General features: G+C 42.1%; 17 protein-coding genes. 9 read left to right on the top strand and 8 right to left on the bottom strand.

Annotated features, from left to right (window positions below; translation table 11 throughout):
- Window positions 1-14: 14 nt before the first annotated feature.
- Window positions 15-1,859: a helix-turn-helix transcriptional regulator gene (locus AC04Q1_RS05320; protein WP_478362521.1), complete on the bottom strand. Its 1,845-nt coding sequence runs from the start codon at window positions 1,857-1,859 to the stop codon at window positions 15-17.
- 227 nt (window positions 1,860-2,086) lie between these two features.
- Between AC04Q1_RS05320 and AC04Q1_RS05325 the strand changes: the two genes are divergently transcribed.
- The 5 genes from AC04Q1_RS05325 (at window position 2,087) to AC04Q1_RS05345 (ending at window position 5,468) form a co-directional block, all read left to right on the top strand.
- A complete protein-coding gene (locus AC04Q1_RS05325) occupies window positions 2,087-2,416 on the top strand; it encodes a magnetosome magnetite crystal formation protein family (protein WP_478362523.1) in 330 nt (109 codons plus the stop codon).
- Between the two features lie 11 nt (window positions 2,417-2,427).
- Window positions 2,428-2,955 carry a hypothetical protein gene (locus AC04Q1_RS05330; protein ID WP_478362525.1) on the top strand — a complete coding sequence of 176 codons (528 nt, stop codon included), beginning with the start codon at window positions 2,428-2,430 and terminating at the stop codon, window positions 2,953-2,955.
- Between the two features lie 66 nt (window positions 2,956-3,021).
- A complete protein-coding gene (locus AC04Q1_RS05335; protein ID WP_478362527.1) occupies window positions 3,022-3,588 on the top strand; it encodes a hypothetical protein in 567 nt (188 codons plus the stop codon).
- Between the two features lie 15 nt (window positions 3,589-3,603).
- Window positions 3,604-4,590, top strand: coding sequence for a hypothetical protein (locus AC04Q1_RS05340; protein WP_478362529.1), 987 nt, complete (start codon window positions 3,604-3,606; stop codon window positions 4,588-4,590).
- Window positions 4,590-5,468, top strand: a complete 879-nt coding sequence (locus tag AC04Q1_RS05345) for a hypothetical protein (RefSeq protein WP_478362531.1) — start codon at window positions 4,590-4,592, stop codon at window positions 5,466-5,468. The genes AC04Q1_RS05340 and AC04Q1_RS05345 overlap by 1 nt, the downstream gene beginning before the upstream one ends.
- Window positions 5,469-5,480: 12 nt before the next feature.
- Here the strand turns inward: AC04Q1_RS05345 and AC04Q1_RS05350 are convergent, their stop codons facing one another.
- The 3 genes from AC04Q1_RS05350 to AC04Q1_RS05360 all read right to left on the bottom strand — a co-directional run bounded on the left by AC04Q1_RS05350 (window position 5,481) and on the right by AC04Q1_RS05360 (window position 7,465).
- Window positions 5,481-6,005, bottom strand: a complete 525-nt coding sequence (locus AC04Q1_RS05350; RefSeq protein WP_478362837.1) for a nucleotidyl transferase AbiEii/AbiGii toxin family protein — start codon at window positions 6,003-6,005, stop codon at window positions 5,481-5,483.
- Between the two features lie 127 nt (window positions 6,006-6,132).
- A complete protein-coding gene (locus AC04Q1_RS05355; RefSeq protein ID WP_478362533.1) occupies window positions 6,133-6,627 on the bottom strand; it encodes a helix-turn-helix transcriptional regulator in 495 nt (164 codons plus the stop codon).
- Window positions 6,628-6,781: 154 nt separating this feature from the next.
- Complete coding sequence (locus tag AC04Q1_RS05360) at window positions 6,782-7,465, bottom strand: arylesterase (RefSeq protein ID WP_478362535.1); 684 nt, start codon at window positions 7,463-7,465, stop codon at window positions 6,782-6,784.
- A gap of 102 nt (window positions 7,466-7,567) precedes the next feature.
- Between AC04Q1_RS05360 and AC04Q1_RS05365 the strand changes: the two genes are divergently transcribed.
- The 4 genes from AC04Q1_RS05365 (at window position 7,568) to AC04Q1_RS05380 (ending at window position 12,784) form a co-directional block, all read left to right on the top strand.
- Window positions 7,568-8,257, top strand: a complete 690-nt coding sequence (locus AC04Q1_RS05365; RefSeq protein ID WP_478362537.1) for an ABC transporter ATP-binding protein — start codon at window positions 7,568-7,570, stop codon at window positions 8,255-8,257.
- Window positions 8,250-10,784, top strand: coding sequence for an ABC transporter permease (locus AC04Q1_RS05370; RefSeq protein ID WP_478362539.1), 2,535 nt, complete (start codon window positions 8,250-8,252; stop codon window positions 10,782-10,784). Before AC04Q1_RS05365 ends, AC04Q1_RS05370 begins: the two co-directional genes overlap by 8 nt.
- Window positions 10,785-11,204: 420 nt before the next feature.
- Window positions 11,205-11,387 carry a hypothetical protein gene (locus AC04Q1_RS05375; RefSeq protein ID WP_478362541.1) on the top strand — a complete coding sequence of 61 codons (183 nt, stop codon included), beginning with the start codon at window positions 11,205-11,207 and terminating at the stop codon, window positions 11,385-11,387.
- Between the two features lie 107 nt (window positions 11,388-11,494).
- Window positions 11,495-12,784, top strand: a complete 1,290-nt coding sequence (locus tag AC04Q1_RS05380; protein ID WP_478362543.1) for a gluconate:H+ symporter — start codon at window positions 11,495-11,497, stop codon at window positions 12,782-12,784.
- Between the two features lie 421 nt (window positions 12,785-13,205).
- Here the strand turns inward: AC04Q1_RS05380 and AC04Q1_RS05385 are convergent, their stop codons facing one another.
- Genes AC04Q1_RS05385 through AC04Q1_RS05400 form a run of 4 tightly spaced genes read right to left on the bottom strand, consistent with a single transcriptional unit; the run spans window position 13,206 to window position 19,809 of the window.
- Complete coding sequence (locus AC04Q1_RS05385; protein WP_478362545.1) at window positions 13,206-14,603, bottom strand: alpha-amylase family glycosyl hydrolase; 1,398 nt, start codon at window positions 14,601-14,603, stop codon at window positions 13,206-13,208.
- A 37-nt stretch (window positions 14,604-14,640) separates the two neighbouring features.
- The gene (locus AC04Q1_RS05390; protein WP_478362547.1) at window positions 14,641-17,097 is read right to left on the bottom strand and encodes a glycoside hydrolase family 31 protein; all 2,457 of its coding nucleotides are present in this window, start codon (window positions 17,095-17,097) and stop codon (window positions 14,641-14,643) included.
- 57 nt (window positions 17,098-17,154) lie between these two features.
- Complete coding sequence (locus AC04Q1_RS05395; RefSeq protein WP_478362549.1) at window positions 17,155-18,201, bottom strand: SusE domain-containing protein; 1,047 nt, start codon at window positions 18,199-18,201, stop codon at window positions 17,155-17,157.
- A gap of 12 nt (window positions 18,202-18,213) precedes the next feature.
- Window positions 18,214-19,809, bottom strand: coding sequence for a RagB/SusD family nutrient uptake outer membrane protein (locus AC04Q1_RS05400; RefSeq protein ID WP_478362551.1), 1,596 nt, complete (start codon window positions 19,807-19,809; stop codon window positions 18,214-18,216).
- Window positions 19,810-19,824 lie beyond the last annotated feature (15 nt).

A 19,824-nucleotide genomic window follows, 5' to 3' on the forward strand; every position in this document is an offset into this window, starting at 1 on the left:
GAAGATCGAAAACCTCAAGCCATGTTTTGCAAGAACAGATTCAAATCTTCCTCTTTACCCAAACCTAATTTTTGTTTAATGCGGTAACGGCTCATGCGTACGCTTTTGGCTTCGATATGCATGATTTGGGCAATTTTTTTAGTGTCCATTTTTAGATGTAAATATGCACAGAGTTTCAGGTCGAGTGCGGTGAGTTTCTGTTGTGCCCTTTGGTTTAATAAGGAAAAAAATTCTGGATGCACCTGCTGGATCTCAAATTTCGCTTCTTCGAAATCATTATCCAGAAGCAATTCTTCATTCCAGATCTTATTGATATTGAGCTGGTGATTGCCGCTAAGCTTTTCTTTGATCTGGAAAAGCATTTCTTTTTTATGTTCCAGTTGCAACTGGTTGGCCATTACTTCTTTCTGCAATTGTTGCTGTTGACTCTCCAATAACAGTCGTTCTGCTTTTAACCTGGCCTGCTCCTCTTTTTCCAGCTTCATTTGCAGTTCCGCATCCTGTTTTTCCAGGTGTAACTGCTTTTCGCGCTGCAGTGAATACCGCAACCTGAAATGGTAAGAACGGAACATAAATATCAGTCCTAAAATTGAGGCGATGGCAATACCAATGTACAGATACTTCTGCTGTTGTGCGTATTGTTCGCGCTGCTTCAACAGCTTCACTTCATTGTTTTTTTTTTCAGCTTCGTATTGTACCTCTAGCTTTTGGGCATTTAGCGTGCGCTTTTCATCAAAATACTTGCTGTTATATTCTGTTGCCTTTTTTTGGAACTCAAGAGCCTTTCCGTAATTGCCGCGCTGCTCATAAAAGTTCGATAGGGCGGTTACCACATTGATCAAAGTATAATAATAAGGTACCTTTTTGCTGATCAATACACTATAGGCTTCCTGTAAATACCCTTCTGCCATGACAAAATTCTTGTCCCGCCTGGCATATTCACTTAAAATACCCAAACTGCTTGCCCTTACTTCTTCGCCATTAATGGCACCTTTCATTACCTCGTTGGCCATGCCCGCGTAACGGATGGCATTGGCCTTTGCAATTTGATCGATATCAGGGAAATACCTTAAATAATAATCGGCACTGTTGATACAGGAAATAGCATACGTTTTTTTAGCTACATAAGTAGGGTATTGTTGATAAAGACTTTGTACCTTATTTAAATAATAAATGATGCTATCGCGCAACACTTCCTTTTTAGTGCTTGTATAGTTATAATCGGCTGCCACCGATAAGGCAATATAACAATTGCTCAACAGGTTATAATCAGTAGTCTTTAGTGCATTTTCGGTAGCCGCCTGCGCGTAGGTATTCACATTTTTTACGTCATCCCTACGCGAACTCAGCATATACAACTGGTAATAGATTTTAGCACTGAGATAGGGATCATCTTTTTTTCCTAAGGATTTAAGCGCCAGCTGACAGTATTTGGTAATCTCCTCCGCATTGTCGATGGCATTATAAAATAAGGCCTGTGCGTAATACGCATAGGCTAATGCGATGGGCTGCCGCGACTGCTGGGCAATAGATAAACTGGTATCACTTGCTTTTTTCGACAATGCAAATTGTTTGGTGGTCGAATAAATACTCGTTATTGCAGCATAGGCCTTTGTGGCCTCAGTAGGGTTATTTAGCCTTAAAGCCAGATCTGCGCCCTTTTGCGCACTTGAAAGGGCTGCTTTATAATCGCCATTAATCCGGCTACGCTCCGCCAATTGTGTAAGTAGGGCTGGTTTATCCTTTTTACTGATTTTATCGAGCGCCGTACTATCCAGTAAGGTTTGCGCATTGGCGGCAAAGAAACATAAGCTTACGCCTATTAAGAATACTATCTTTTTAAAAACCTGATGCTTCATATCGTAAAATTAACATAAAGATTGGAGCTTGAATAAAATTGTAGACGAAAATAAAAACGATAAAAACACACAATTAACTAATTATCAATAACTTACATATAATTGTAGATGTATTGTAGACGCTTGATTAAAATGCTGTAGATGCTCTGTAGGTGGTAAAATCTTTTTAACCGATACGATTAACCCCAACTTTGAATAAATAATTTTTAAACCTAAAAACAAAAATCATGGACAACAAAACCCTTTCAATCATTTCTTACATCACCATTATTGGTTGGTTAGTCGCTTATTTCAGTGGAAAAGATAAAGCAGATGTTTTACTTAAATATCATTTACGACAATCGCTGGGTCTAGCCATAGTCAGTATTGTTTTCAATATCGCATTTACCATCATTGCCGGTATAGTGCCTAGTTTAGCGTTCTTAGGCTTTGTGGGCTATGCATTTATTATTCTTTGGATAATGGGCATCATCAATGCGGCTAATGGCGCATTAAAGCCTGTTCCACTAATTGGTAAAATGTTCGAAGACAAATCTTCATTCGCTGGAAAGTATTAAAAAAGAAGTTTATGCGCCTCAATATCAAAAATGGCATGTTAATGGTGATGGTTTTAACCATCACCGCATGCAACTTTACGGTAAATACACCTGAAGAATATTTCGACCAGGCAGCCTTAAACTCCAATGATATATCCCGTTTTGGCACCTACTATTTCGAAGGTTACCAAAAATATAGTAAAAGTACAGCTGGCCCCGGTAAAGTGACCAATTGTGAGGAATACCTGAAAAATTCCATTGCCAGTGCCGAAAAGAATCTGGAAAAAGTAAAGAAACTGCATCCAACACCAGAAACAAAACCGATGTTAGATGCTTCCATTGCCTTACATGAATATGTTTTAAAGCATTACAAAGCAGAACATCTTCAGGTAGCCCAAATGATCGATCAGCATCAGCAAGAGGAAAATATCAACGAAATTTTAACCAAACTGGATACGAAGCCCTACGATACATTTATTGAGCTATACAATAAGCTTTGGCAGCTTGCAGATGTATATGCCAGGGACAATAAAATTGAAGTGGGAAAGATGCCCTTTTAGCAGTATTCCATTCAATCATTCAAAATCCAATCATTCTATCATTCAGTCACTCTATTATTAAATTTTATGATAAACATAACAGATTTTAAAGAAAATCTAGGCCTAAGCCAAGTTCCCAGCGAACTGGAAAAACTGATTTATTTCCAAAACAATATCTCTTCGTTCGGAAATTATAGTGAAGGATTTGGCGTTTTGATCGACGAGAAATGGGGACTGAAAAGCTGGAGTGAAGATGAAGATTTTTTAAACCGTCTGCTACCTTTTGCCCAGGCCAATGATACCGGCTCATTTTACGCCATCTGGAACGATGGAACAAACAAGCCGCTAAACCAAATGCCGATCGTCGTTTTTGGCGATGAAGGCGGTGTACATCTTATTGCGGAAAATATTTTGCAATTGCTCCATTTACTCACCTACGATACCGAAATATGGGTCGATTTTGATCAGACCTATTTTTATAAGGATAAAAACAACTACGAAGAAAGTGAGGATTTGGGTGATTACTTAAAATGGATGAAAGGCGACTATGGCCTCGACCAGATTGAAGCACCAGATGAATTGATTAAAACTGCCCAGAAAAAACACAAGGAAAATTTCGATCAATGGCTCGGGCAATATTTTAAGGATGAATAAATACCCTATATTACTATGAAACAAGGCCTTTCGATATTCTGGATTATTTACATGCTGTTTTTCGCCATCCCCTTCCCTATGTTGATGTATTACAACACCAAGGAGGATATACCCAATCTGGTTGATAGCAATGCATGGTATCCGCTTACTGTACTTGTAATCTCAATTTTGTTCTGGGCCATATTGCTGATTGGTTATTACCGGAAATGGGTGATCCGTACCTTATTGATTAAACGGAATATAGAAAAATTGAAAACTACCGGCGAAGCGCGTGAAGCTAAAATATTGGCATCAGCGAAAGTTTCGAAAGCGGGCGCAGCTTATGATACTTACGAACTTACCCTGCAGTTTAAAAATCTGGTAGGCAGCACCGTTACGCAGAAAACAATGGTAAACGATACAAAACCATATGAACGCCGTTACGAAGTAGGTAAAACAGCGGGCATCCTGCTGGATAAAGAAGTAAATAAAACCCCATATTTTATTTTTGCCACTACAGAGGTCAGCCTGAATAAAACTATTATTTTCCTTACCAATCTAGCCTGGCTGGCCTTTGCCGCCCTGGTTGTAGGTTATTATATCTATTCCTACAATGTAGAAAGCAGAGGTACGGGCTGGCGTTTTATAGGGCTTGGCCATCCCTTAATCACCTGTTCGTTTATGTTGCTGCTTTACCGTGCATTTGCAACTTTTATCGTGAGCAAGTTTGTTGGCAAACCTGATCAATTGTTTCCGGTTAAATTTAAAGGCACGCAAACTACTGCCCGGTTGATTAAAGCCAGTCAGACCGGAACCTATATCAACGAACAGCCACAGATTAATTTTGAACTCGAATTTACAGATCTGTTTAACCAAAAACACAGGGCAAACATCAAAAAGATTGTAGATCTGCTCGATCTGGATAGCACAAGACAGGAACATGTATCTATTTTTTATCTCAAAGAGGATCCCAGTCAGATTGCTTTTGAGCGTGATCTAAACGAAATTAACGGAGAACTTTGATGAAAAACTTAAGCAACATTCCCCACCTGATCTTATTCTGTTGCTTCCTTTCCATGGCTTGCAAACAGATCACAAAAAGTGTAGATGAAACCTTTCATCCTAACGATTCTTTGGTAAAAAAATGCGAGAAGGAAAACCAGTTTGGTACCCATAGCGAACACACAGGAACAACCAAAATCACCACCACTACACAGTATCAGGATAAAACCATCATCATTAATGGCGACACTGTTAAAACAGACGAAATGCAGGATAAGACCAAAGCACTTTTTCGCGACATTGAATTATTGAAACAGAAGCAAACACCTGCTAATGGTAAGAAAATCCAAAAAAGAGTAAATGAATTTTTAAAGGAGATGAACCACGCTCAAACCGGAACGCAAAACGCCAATCTTGAAAAAACTGAGGTGAAACCAGGAAAAGCGGTCTTAAGTGTTGCCGAACTGGCGAAGGCTGAAGAGCAACTGAGAAAATTACCCCAATACCGCAACAAAGAAATTGTGGTTTACGAATCGGTCCGTTTTTATGGAGACGGATCGATCAAGCTATCATTACAACATCCCGAAAACCCTAAATATGTAAATGCTTACCAATATAAAAATGGTAAATGGTCTGAGCCAGAACCCGTGCTGGCCAGAAATATCGAACGCCGGACATTCCCTTTAAATAAAATGCATTTTGCAGACGCGCATAAAGTAATAAAAATCTACAATGACAAAGCAGCTGAGATCGAAGGGGCGGCGCCAACAACTTCGGCCTATATTTCTATATGGGATGAAGGTATGCGCTGGTTTCCTGGTAGCATGAACGGAACCCGTGAGCGTTACGATATCCAGTTTAATAATGATGGCACGCTAAAGCGTTTTAGGCAGGAATGAGATAGCTGGATATTATTTCTTAGAATCCGCTAAAAACATCATCAGATCAAGCTTTATCAGCTCCCAATGCTTTCCCTTTAAACAAATTGGATCAGGATCCTGGTCAGCAGATTCGAAATTATTCATGTTTCTAGAAATAAGCAAAGGATCGTGATGGTATGGATATCGCTGTTGATGAAATGCCAACATGTCTTGAAATGAGAAGGATTCCATCAACTCATGGAGATCCCAAAAATCTTTCTTCCTACCACCTCTTTGAATTACATCGATTTTCATTGCCAAAATTTCTTCAGCAGGCGCCATTCGAATGCCATCAGCAGTCAGTGGTTTAAATATAAACTCATCTGTATAGTAAAAATCAAGTTTAACAGCACTATACGCATCCTTTCCTACCCTGTAAGATTTACCCATCGCTACAGGCATATCATTTACACCAAAAACATATTGGAAATGATGGATTAAAAAAGTATCAATTGCTCTAAAATCTATTGATCCATAGGGTGCATCTGTAAATAGATCGATGTCGATAGATTCGATTCCCCAATTGCAAACTCAATGCAGTGCCACCAACCAATCTAAACCGCTCAAATAAGCTGTCATTCATTAAGAGCAGCCAGCAATCTTTCAGTTTATCGTTTACAGTATTCCAATAAACCATAACAGTTTAAATTATGCTAACTCCGTCGAGCGTAGTTGGCCAAACATTTAATGGTTTCGAGAGCAGCTTTTCTACCACATCCTTTCCATAAAAATCCAAAATTTCCTGTTTTTCTATTTCATTACCATATTCGAAAACACGATGTACAATAGATTTTTTATGAAGATTCCAGTCAATGTTTTCGAACTTGGTGTCCCAGAATAATGCTGGGCTAAAAATAGAAAGATTAGGTACTAACTTTTGCTTTTCTTTTTCTTTCTTGATATCGTAAAATGCCTGAAGTGTCATCAGAAACCCCTCCTCCAAGCCTAAAGCCCTCTCAATCCTTAATGAAAGACCAGTATTCATATCCCTGTTTCCCTTGGTGATCGCCCCAATAGTTTGCGGGTATTCCGACAGAGAAAGTGCAAAACGCCTCTTAGAAAGCTTTTTTTTCTTAAGCTCGTGCGCTAGAAAAAAGCCAGGATGAAGTCCTTTCAATATGGATAGCTTTTCGAACATAGAAAACAAATGTAAACAATATTGTTTACATTATACATACATTACTTACAACAGTAAATTTTACAAGACTATAACTATATCACTTTCAACCTGATATGCTCCCAAAACCTGTACCCTTCGCGCCTTTCTCTCTGCGGTTAAAAGCGAATGGAGTTTACAACAAATCCTTCAGTACCACCCAAACATTCTCCGCCAGAATTTTATCGCCCTCAGCAGTTGGATGTATCCCATCGGCCTGGTTTAATTTAGGAATACCGCCCACCTTATCCAATAAAAACGGGATCAATGCCATTTGATTTTTTTTGGCCAGATCAGGAAACATATTTTTAAAATCAGACGCATATTTCGCTCCCATATTTGGTGGCACCTGCATACCTGCCAGCACCATTTTGGCATTCGGGTATTTAGCCTTTACCCGATCAATAATGTCCTGCAGGTTTTTGATGGTTTGTAATACGGGCAAGCCACGCAAACCATCGTTTGCTCCGAGTTCGAGCACGAAAACATCTATCTTTTGTTTAAGCAACCAATCGATCCTGCCTTTTCCACCAGCAGAAGTTTCGCCGCTTAAACCACCGTTGATCACTTTGTAAGGCATTTTTAAGGAATCAATTCTATTCTGGATCAAAGCAGGGTAAGCTTCGGTTGGATCAAGACCATAACCTGCCGTTAAACTTGTACCAAAAAAGAGGATGGTTTTCTGTTCTTTGACTGTAGAGGTTGTTTTTTGGTCAGCCGAATCTAAAGTTTTATCGTTATTGCTTTTACTTTGCTGATTTCCACAGCTTAACAGGGCGAGGCTCAAAACAAATAAGCCCATTAATCGTTTTCGTAACATATCTTATCAATCTATATCTAATAATCGTTAACCCTTATCTTAACAGGCAATAAGCCGTTATGTTTGGTAAATATCGATACACAAACCCTAAAAAATCAACTATTGGAAAGCATATTGAACATCCGAAATGTAAGCAAAATTTACCAAAGTGCCGGACGCGAACTTACCGTTCTGGATCATATCAACTTTTCGATTGCCGCTGGTTCAACTGTGGCCATTACCGGTCCTTCGGGAAGCGGAAAAACGACCCTGTTGGGTTTATGTGCCGGTTTGGACAGGGCGAGCAGCGGAACCGTTGAACTGAATGGAATTGCATTAGAAAAGCTAAACGAAGACGAGCGTGCAGCAGTTAGAAACCAGTATGTAGGTTTCATCTTTCAGAATTTCCAGCTGTTGCCTACCTTAACCGCACTCGAAAATGTAATGGTTCCTTTAGAGTTAAGGGGAGCAAAAAATATCCGGGCAAATGCGCTGGAATTGTTGGATAAAGTTGGTCTTGCCGATCGCTCGCACCATTATCCTGTTCAATTATCGGGTGGAGAACAGCAGCGTGTATCATTGGCGAGGGCATTTTCCAATCAGCCAGCTATTCTTTTTGCTGATGAACCCACAGGAAACCTCGATGCGGAAACCAGTGAAAAGGTAATCAAATTGCTTTTCGATTTGAATAAAGATGCCGGAACTACGCTCGTCATCGTCACACACGATTTAGAACTGGCCGCAAAAACAGCAAGGAGCATTAAAATTAAAGGTGGTGTAATCATTTCAGACGAAAACCCAAGTTATGCCTAATACCCTCCCGAAACAAAACATTAAATTTTCGTGGCTGTTTAAAATGGCCTGGCGCGATAGCCGGAAAAACCGTGCACGTTTATTTCTTTTTATATCGTCTATTGTATTGGGTATTGCAGCACTTGTTGCCGTGTATTCGTTTAAAGATAACCTGCAAAGGGATATCGATGCGCAGGCAAAAGAACTTACAGGGGCCGATCTGGTTTTGGATAGCCGTAAAGGCGTGAGCAAAACCATGCAAAAAATGCTCGATACGCTTGGCGATGAACGTTCACAGGAGAAAACATTTGCCTCCATGATTTATTTCCAGAAAGGTGGTGGCAGCCGTTTGGTGCAGATGAAAGCGCTCGAAGGCGATTACCCTTATTATGGCACGATAGAAACCATTCCACTGGCCGCGGCGAAAAATTTTCAAACCGGCAGAAATGCATTGGTAGATCAAACCCTGATGCTGCAGTTTAATGCAAAGGTTGGCGATTCGGTAAAAATAGGCGACCTTAATTTTAAGATTCTGGGCACCTTAACCAAGGCTCCCGGCCAAACAGGGATCGGAGCCAGTATTGCACCAACGGTTTATATCCCCCTACCAACCCTGGATAAAACCAACCTCATCAAAACCGGAAGCCGGATCAACAATAAATTTTATTTTAAGTATAACGATCCATCAGGTATTGATGAATGGGTTAAAAAGCAAGATGCCAAACTGGAAAAAGAAGGTTTTGATGCCGATACGGTCGAATCGAGAAAAGAACAGACCGGAAGATCTTTTAAAGATGTAAACCGTTTTCTGGCCCTTTCGGGATTTATTGCCCTATTGCTGGGTTGCGTGGGCGTAGGCAGTGCCATCCATGTGTATATCCAGGAAAAACTAAGTGCGATAGCTACCTTAAGATGCATGGGTTTAAAATCGCGGCATGCTTTTATCATCTATCTCATTCAGGTCTTTTTTATCGGCTTAATTGCTTCGGTATTAGGGGCCGTTTTGGGTACAGGTATACAGTTCCTGCTCCCACTGGTACTAAAAGATTTTCTGCCGGTAGAAATTACCATGCAGGTTTCGTGGTTTGCTGTTGGCCAGGGCCTCTTACTCGGACTGATCATTTCCATCCTTTTTGCGCTTCCGTCGCTCTTATCCGTAAGACGGATTTCGCCTTTAAATGCCATCAGGTTATCATTCGAAAAAACAGGCGGTAAAAGAGATCCGTTGACCTGGCTGGTATACCTGCTCATGGGGGTATTTATTATGGGTTTTACCCACCTGCAGATGAAAACATGGGTACAAACCTTAGCCTTCACCTCCAGCATCGCTATTGCTTTTGTGCTGTTGATTGTTCTAAGTAAATTATTGATGTTCCTGGTGCGCAAGCTGCTGCCAAATTCATCCAGCTATTTATGGCGACAAGGTTTTGCCAATCTTTACCGTCCGAATAACCAAACCTTGATGTTAACGGTTTCCATTGGTTTATCTACCGCATTTATCTGCACCTTATTTTTTGTTCAGGGGATATTAATGAGCCGTGTTACGCTGTCATCGGGCGCCAATCAGCCCAATATGGTAATGTTTGATATCCAGAATACCCAAAAAGAAGGGCTAGACAGTTTAACCAAAGCTTTTAAATTGCCATTGATGAACCAGGTCCCCGTGATCACCATGCGCATCGAAGAAATTAATGGTAAAAAAGCCAGTGCCGACACCAACAACAGACGTGCCTATCGCAATGAAATCAGGGCGACCTATCAGGATACTTTAACCGCAGCCGAGAAAATTACCTCTGGAAAATGGATCGGAAAAATAAAACCCAACGAAACGGTCTATATTTCATTGGATCAGCGTTACGCCCAATCAATTAATGCGGGGTTAAACGATAAAATACTCTTTAATGTTCAGGGCATGATGATTCCAACGGTTGTTGGAAGCTTGAGAGAAGTGAACTGGAGCAGGATGCAAACCAATTTCAGGGTGGTTTTCCCTGCAGGAGTGCTGGAAGAAGCACCACAGTTCCATGTATTAATGACCAGGGTTCCATCGGGTGAAGTTTCTGCCCGTTTCCAGGGTGAAGTGGTGCAAAAATTCCCGAATGTTTCAGTAATCGATTTAGACCTCGTGCTAAAACTGCTTGATGAACTATTGAGTAAAATTGGCTTTGTAATTCAGTTTATGGCGGGCTTTAGTATGGTTACCGGGTGGATTGTTTTAATCTCATCGGTGCTCACCAGTAAAAATCAGCGGATCAAGGAAAGTATTTTATTACGCACCATGGGCGCCAGCAGAAAACAGATCTTAGCGATTAATGCCATCGAATATTTCTTTTTAGGTGCTTTTGCAGCGGGCGCGGGGCTAATTCTAGCCATTAGCGGAAGCTGGGCATTGGCTAAATTTACTTTTGATGCGGCCTTTATTCCTCCATTAGTACCAACCCTGCTGTTGTTTGGCTCGATTGTAATTTTGGTGGTGATTACAGGTGTACTGAGTACAAGAAGTATCCTCAACCAGCCACCACTGAAGATTTTGAGAACGGAGAGTTAGGCGGTAGGTGGGTTGCGTAAGGCGTTAACCCGTAGTAGAAACAGAGAAGGGTACGCTTAAACTAACTTTCTTTTTTAAAGCCCCGTTTTGTCAGTCCGAGCGTAGTCGAGGACCCATTTTAAATTAAACATCCATTGCTAACCATATCAGAAATATAAGTTCATGTAAGCCTGTATGTAACTTAAATGCCTAATATGGTAAATCTCCTTCGACTCTGCCAGGAATGATCAAGAGTGGTGGTATGCCAAGACTAAGCATACTTTGATGCCATGGTTCGTGTCTCCAAGAACCATCTTATAATATGTCCCCTAATGTCTGATATGACTTTGTTAGGCTGACGATACGCAAATACTTCCACCATCTCAATAATGCATTAAAACAATCATCCAGATTTTGTTAATAATCGATACTTTTACGATTATGATCAGATTAAACAACGATACCCCCAGCGATATTCTTCAGGACGTCAAAATCGGCGATATGGTAACCGATACCTTCAGCAAAACGGGACTGGTAGAAACCATAGAAATCAGTGATGATGGCCTGTACCGGATTTACGAGTTTAATCTCGTTACGGGGAGAACCATTACAATTAAAAAATAGACCAAGCTCCACCCTAACCAAATGAAGAATTAACCACAGTTAAAAGGTAGACAGATTACAATCTGTATTTATCTGTGGCAAAATTATATTGACTAAACCCTAACCAAATGTCATTACTCATCTTACTTTTCGGCATCCTGCTACTTTTCATTATGATTTTGAAAAAGATCAACCCGATGATTGCCTTAATTGCCGTGGCCATTACTACCGGTTTATTGTTGGGCATGCCGGCTACAAAAGTGATGAGTTCCATTAGCAACGGGATCGGCAGCACATTGGGTAGCATGGTCATGGTTCTGGCATTAGGCGCCATGATGGGCAAACTGATTGAAGATAGCGGATCGGCAAAAAAGATTGTTTTCATCCTGATCGGGCCCTTTGGTAAAAAAAACATCCAATGGGCGGTATTGCTAACAGGTTTACTCGTAGGTATTCCATTGTTTTACAATGCAGGTTTTGTGGTGCTCATCCCTTTGGTATTTGCCATTTCGGCGGCAACAGGTCTCTCTAAATTATACATTGGTCTACCCATGGCTACTGCCCTATCGGTAACACATGGTTTTTTACCACCACATCCTGGCCCGGTGGCTTTGGCCGGAATTTTCCATGCCGATATTGGCAAGACATTAATTTATGGTTTAACCTTAAGTGTACCTATTGCAATTATTGCCGGGATTTATTTCCCCAGGCTGATCATTAAACGCGGTCAATCGGCCAATATTCAGGATTTCAAGATCAGCGAAGAAGAAAACCTGCCTTCTGCTACCAGAAGTTTTATCACAGCCTTACTACCTGTATTTTTAATCATTGCCGGAACAATAGGGAGCAATTTTGAGATCGATTATACCGGTAAACCGCTGTTTGTATTTTTAGCCGATCCTACTGCAGCCTTATTAATTTCGGTGATTATTGCTTTGGCGGTTCAAAAAGCAAGCCTGGTAATGGCGATGGAATCTTGTGCGGAAGGCGTAAAAAGCATTGCGATGATTATCCTCATTATTGCCGCAGGCGGTGCCTTTAAACAGATTTTGATTGATAGCGGTATGGGCGAGACGGTAAAACAGCTTACCGGAGGTTTAAATTTATCGCCATTGCTACTCGCCTGGTTAATCACCGCATCACTCCGTGTAACTTTGGGTTCGGCAACGGTAGCGGCATTAACGGCCTCGGGTATGGTATTGCCTTTAATTGGCCCTGGTGTGCCACCCGAATTAATGGTGTTATCGGTTGGCGCGGGGAGTCTGATGTTCTCGCACGTAAACGATACCGGTTTCTGGATGTTTAAAGAATACTTTAACATCAGCCTCAAAGAAACTTTCCGCACCTGGACAGTAATGGAAAGTCTGGTTTCTGTTTTAGGACTGGTTGGAGTGCTCATCCTAAATCAGTTTGTATAGATGAAGTTGTCAACTTTAATAGCGGTATCGCCAATCAAGTTGACAACTCTGATCAAGCATCTGTAAATACTCCCAACATATTGCAAAACAAGCAGATCATGTACCGTTATAGCATCATTTTTTTGGAAAGCAATTGCAGCAGCTCTTAGGTTATAGCAGTCCCGCTCTCCGTTCTTTTCGATGAAGAATCGAACCCACTTCGATCGACCCGCCTGTAACGGACAGCGTTATCCCGTCCTTCACGGGATTAAGCAATGGGCGGGACTAGCGGAACCGAAGCACTGTAGGCCATGCTTTTCTAAAACAGGCAAGCCCATTCTGGAAATTAAATCTCTTTAAAACCGTGGTCATTACGGCAATCACCACCTCGCTAAAAAACTTAGGTACTCTAAGGTGTCTCGGATGGTTAAAACACCATAATCTACTTCTTCAGCATCAAATAACCATAAGCTTGCAAAGTAAAACTGCTTGTTAAATCAACAACATCACCTGTTAAGGCATTTTTCCAGGCTGTATTTTGCAAAGCAGTAGGCAAACCGTAATTCACCGACGTATTTCTTGCATTCACCAGCACCACTACATCGTCTGTACCAGATTTTTTTTCATAAGCCACTACATCCGGGTGGTTAAATACGGTAAGCACCCCTGTTTTTAAGGCAACGCTGCTTTTTCTAAAGGCAATGATCCTTTGATACTCCTCCAGCATATCCGGATTGGTTGTCCAGTCGATTGCGTCCCTGTTAAAAAAATCAATTTTCTTAGGGCAACCTACTTCCTGCCCGTTGTATAAAAGCGGAACTCCATCCATTGTTGCCGCCAGAACAAATGCGGCCAAAGCGCCTTGCTTGCCTTTGTAAATGCTGATGGCACTTCCATCCGATGAAGTGACATCGTGGTTGGTAATGTAACGCAGCTTGTAGGTTCTGCTGATCAGCGTATTGTTTTCATTGGTATTGGTGGTAAACAATGCACTCGGCGCCTGGGTATCGGCGAAAATGCCTTTTAGGGTATTGTAATAATCGAACGCATAGTTCAGCTGAAAACCAGCTGTAAGCTGTTCTTTTTTGCTTCCTTCGCCCAATAAGATCAATTTTCTGGCATCAAACTTCTTCAGGGTATCGAGGGCCTGTTTCCAAAAATCGGTGGGCACAAAATCTGCGGCATCAAAGCGGTAGCCATCAATATTTGCCGTAAGCACCCAAAATTTCATCGCCCTGATCATCGCTTTACGCAGATCCGCATTGTCGTAATTTAAGGCCGCTACATCTGCCCAGTTTGTTCCTGGCGGAATAATAGTATTTCCGTTAGCATCCTGTTTGTACCAGGATTTATTTGCAATCCAGGCATTATCCCAGGCGGTATGGTTGGCTACCCAGTCCAAAATCACCGACATATCCCGCTTGTGGGCTTCCTCCACCACGAGCCGCAGATCATCCAGGGTACCAAACTCCGGATTAACCGCATTATAATCCTTTACCGCATAAGGCGAGCCTAAGCCACCAGCAGATTTTAACTGTCCCACGGGATATATCGGCATCAGCCAGATCACGTTTACGCCAAGGCTCTTTAAATTATCCAGCCGGTCTTTCAAACCCTTTAAATTGGCCTGGGCGCTAAACGAACGTAGGTTGACTTCATAAATTACCGCATCGGTGGTATTTGGCACTTTAGAAAAAGGCGTTCCATAAGCCACAGGGTCTTTATAACCATCACCTGGGCTAACCACTACAGGCGGGGTAATTACCGGGCTATCAGAACCTGATTTTTTACATTCTGCGGCAGTAATGCCCACCAAAAGGAGCAGTGATACTATTTTCATGCTATTGTTTTTTAAACTGAGTTTCATGTGGTGCGGATTAATATTTTAATGTGATGGCAGCATCCTCATTTTTGATCAGGATGGATTTGATATTACAGCTTTCCGGAGCATCAGGATTGGCCTGTAAATCGGGATTGTTCGAAGCGCCCATCCACGCAAACTTAGCTTCGGAAAGATTTTTCTGCTGTTGATTCACCATAATGGAAGATGTAACACCAAAGCCATGTAAAGCGATTTTTACGAAACGAAAGTTGCTTTTATAAGTACCTTCTACCTGATGGAAAACAATCTCTTTTTTAAGCGGATCGAAACTGATCTGTCTTTTATAAAAAATACCTTTTTCGTAAGCATAACTTTTTCCATCATCCTCATAATACACAAAACTGTTGCCCACCTCTCCTTTATAAACATGAACAGTTAGGGTATCACCCGGCTTTTGACTGGTAGACTGGATCAGCGATTGCTGTGGGATAATGCTGCCGCCCTTTACAAAAACAGGCAGTTTATTTAGGGCCAACTGAATGATTTTCTCTTCACTTCCAGCCTGTAACCCATCGTTATACAGGTCGTACCAGGTACCTGCGGGAAAATATACCTTACCGAAGGTTTTTGTACTCTCAAAGGGAGCCACCATAAAAGCGTTTCCAAACTCATATTGATTTTGGAACTGGGTATCCAGAATCTTCGGGTCGTGGGTATAACTGATCGCCAGGGAGCGCATTATGGGAAGTCCGCTTTGTGCGGCCTCGTAAAAACCGGCATATATATAGGGCATCAGCTGGTAGCGGAGGCTGATGTAATTCCTGGCAATATCGAGCACATCTTCTCCAAAACTCCATGGTTCTGCAGCCTTTGTATTTAATGCGGTATGGTTCCTGAAGTAGGGGGTAAAGGCACCCAGTTCAATCCAACGGGTATATAAAGCCGTTGTTGGGTTTCCGGTAAAACCTCCAATGTCCATTCCGGCGAAAGCCACACCACTTAAACCCAGACTGTTAATTAAACGTACACCTGCAAGCATGTGGTCATCTTCACCACGGTTATCTCCCGTCCATAAGGCTGTATAACGCTGTAAACCTGCATATCCAGAGCGGGTTAAGATAAAAGGCCGTTCTTTAAACTGTTCTCTTGCACCTTCATAACTCGACCTGGCCATCTGTAAGCCATACACATTGTGTGCCTGTAAATGAGAGGTTGGTTTACCATCGTAATCAAAAAGCACATTATCGGGCATTTTTTGCCCCCAGGTGGCAATCTCGTTCATATCGTTCCAAATTCCGCTCACGCCTGATTCAGAAAAAAACTTCACCTCATTCCGCCACCAGGCCCTTCCCTTTATACTGGTAAAATCAGGGAAATTGCACCAGCCCGGCCAAACCTGCCCGGTATAAGGTTCCCCATCGGGATATTTGATATACACATTATCGCGTATGCCCCGTTCGTATGCACCCGCGCCTTTTTCTACCTTAATGCCGGGGTCTACAATCACCGTTGTTTTGAAACCCAGTTGATTCAGTTCGGTATTCATTTTTAAGGGATTGGGAAAACGGTCCTTGTTCCAGGTAAAAAGTTTATAGGCATCCATGTAATGAATGTCGAGCGTAATACCGTCGGCAGGAACCTTCTTTTCCCTTAAGGTGTTGGCAATGCGCATTACTTCTGTTTCGGGATAATAGCTGTACCTGTTCTGCTGGTATCCCAGCGACCACAATGGGGGCATCGGCATTCTTCCTGTAAGATCAGTGTATGAGCGGATAATATCTGCTACCTTTTTGTGGTAAATGAAATAATAGTTCAATATCCCGCCGCGTGCCCCGAACGAAGAAAAACGGTTGTTGCTTGCCCCAAAGTTGAAATCAGACTGGTAGGTATTGTCCAGAAAAATACCATAGTTTAAACCATGGTGCAGGCCCATATAAAAAGGAATGGTAGAATATAGTGGGTCGGCTGATACCGCATAACCATACACATCGCTGTTCCAGTTGGTGTAACCGCTTCCTTTACGGTCGAGGTTACCCGTTTTTTCACCAAGACCGATAAAATGCTCGTCATCCTGCATTTTTTTGTAACTGGTAACGGCATCTCCTGCCCATGAAGTGGAAAGCCCCTTATCATCTTCGTTGATCAGTTTTCCTTCAAGAGTATAAAAAGAAATGAGGAAAGGTTTTTTTCGGATGATTACCTTTAACGAATCGGTACTGATATTAATCGAGCTGTCGTTTTGGGTCACAATTGTTTTTACCTTTTGAGGCTTGCCCGTTACGGCATATGAAAAATCACCGCCAAGCTTTTTCCGGTCAACCCTCACCCGTATGATGTTGGCAGAATACACGATAATCTGTGCTTCTGCATTGTTCAGGCTTAAATTTATTTGCTGTCCGTCTATATTAACGGCAGTAACATTGCCAATTTGGTTTACCGGTGTTTGTGCAAGCACATCGTAGGAAAAAGTAGCACAAAGCAGTAAAATACCGCACAGGGTTTTAAATTTCATCGCTATAGAATATAATCGGAACGGCCATATAATGATCCGGCCGTTCCGGTAAGGAATTTAATTTTTTGTTACCGTATACAGATATTTAGTAGCCGTGGCTTGTTTGAAATCGATGGTAACGGTATAAGAACCATTTTGGGTAATGGTTACCGCATCATTGGTTTGAACCAGCGTTCCGCTTAAGGCATTTACATCTGCAGGACCGTAATTGATATCCCAACTGTTGTTCGCCCTGAATTTTAATGCCCCTGATACCAAAGTGGCCGTTACTTTCCATACCCCGTTTACAGGATCGTAAACCATAGGCGTAGAATTATCCCAACCGCCAGCCGTTGATGAACCGATCAATCCGAAAGATTGAATAGGCGAAACAGAATAACTGAGGTTTTTGATATCGGCGTTTAATTTGTAATAACCCGGAGTGTTAACGGTTAATCCACCTGCCAATCCGTTAGTGCTTAATTTTCCGGCGCCACCATCACCATAGGTAATGGTTGTACCTGCCGTAGAAACGAATTTGAAGTTGCCCCCCACATTCATATACACATAACCTTCATATTTACCATCGCCCAGAAAGCGGATGGCAGGTGCTGCATCTGTTAGCCAGCCCTGATAATCGCCGGGAACAAAAAGTTTCTCCGGTACAATTTCCTTGTAAGTAGTTACCGACAATTTGATTGGCAACGAGGTCACCTTGTTTTTTTCACTCAATACTGCCGTTACCCGGAACTCTACATCCGATTTTACATTTGCTGGCAGGCTGAGGTTGTTCAACAAAATATCGTTCAATTTACCGATGGTGATGGTTAAAGAATCGTTAGTGGTGCTGCCAATGCCGTAAGCGGTAGCAAAATTTTTACCTGCAGCATCGATCTGAACCGCATAATTCACCACTGCCTGGACTCCAAAATCGGCTTTGTTCCATTTGATGCGGTATGTTTTAGCGGTATCGGCAGGGGCCACCACCATCGCCGATGCGGCCATAGGTGAAGTTAATGTTGGTGCGTCAACATCACTTTTAATATTCGCCAGCATGTTGTTGTCTTTTTTACAGGCAGAAAACGCAGAGGCAAAAAGTATGATGATATAGATTAATCTTTTCATAATGCTATCGAATTAATATCCTGGATTTTGGGTGAGATTAGTATTGAGCAAAAGATCTGATGCCGGGATAGGGAAGATATTATACTTCGCATTGGTTGAGGTTCCGTTCATCACGTTCCCCTTCCAGTCCCACAATAAAGCGCCACCGGTAAACTTGCCAAAACGGATCAGATCGGTTCTGCGGTGTGCTTCCCAATACAGCTCCCGGCCACGCTCATCCAATAAAAAATTAAGGTTTAGCTGGGCGGTCGTAATGTTGCCCGAAGTATTTCCGTAGGCACGGGTACGCAGATCGTTAATCAGTTTTAATGCTTTTGCCGCATCGCCCCCACTTCCACCACGTACGGTTGCCTCGGCATAATTCAGATAAATTTCCCCCAACCGGATCAATGGAAAGTCGGTATCCACAAAGGTACTGTTCGAACCTACGGCGCCTGTTGAGGTGATGTTTTTAAATTTTGCAGAGAGATAACCTTCCGTAAAAATGGTGGGGTGTGTAATAGTTAATGTTTGCCCCTTGGTATAAAATATGGCCCTCTTATCGGTTCCCCCTGATGGATCTGCAAATTTCGAGGTGACAAAAGCGGTCGTCATCCTGTTTCCGGCCCATCCGCCAGATGCAATTCCAAATTCGTTGGCAGCATCCATTGCGCCACCTACGCCGGCATGGATCACAAAAGTCATGTCGCCATAACTCCTTGAGCTGTTCCCATCCGTTGCAATGGGCATAATAATTTCTTGTCTGTATTTATTGTTATCGGCCAGAAAAAGCTGTGGATAACTGGTATGCAAAGCAAATTTGCCCGAATTCAATATCTCGTTGGTATAAGTGAGGCATTCGGTATATTTTGGCTGACCAATGTATACTTCGGCATTCAGATATAAGCGGCTTAGCAATGCCCATGCTGCTGCACGGTCTGCCCTCGCATACTCATTGGCACCCGGATCGGCCAGGGCTGGAAGGATTGCTTTTAATTCGCCTTCTATATAAGTGAACAGTTCTGCCCTTTTAATCTGGCGCGGCAAATAGGCCCCAGGTTTATCTGCCTCGGTAACAAAAGGAACATTTGCATAAAGATCCATCGCGCACAGGTAATAATATGCCCTTAAAAAACGGGCTTCAGCCTGGTAACGGGTAACATCCGTTTTTAAATTACCGTCTAAACCTGGCAATTTATCATTTACCGATCTGATGTATTCATTACAGTAGCTGATATTGATAAAAAGCCTTTGGTACATTAATTTAACATAAGAGTTCTGGTCTGACCAGATATGGCCATGATATTCTACTAAACCTCCATCGCCCCAGGCATTAATACACTCGTCGGTGGTGGCCTCTTGTGCGGCCCAGTACTCTCTCAAAAATGCGGTTGTACCTTCATCTGGCGCCGATATTTCCGGCAACCCTGATTCTCCCCGCTGCCCGGTTAAAGAGAGGGTGGAATAAAGTTTCGCCAAAAACTGTTTATAGGATTCGGGACTGTCAAAAACGGTTGCCGATGAAATGATCTTTGGATCTTTAGGCGTAGCATCCAGATCTTTTTTACAGGAACTGATCAGCAGCATTACTGAGACCGTGGCCAGTGATAATATTTTATATAATTTCATGATTTTGCTTGCTAA

Source organism: Pedobacter humicola (genome assembly GCF_056490705.1).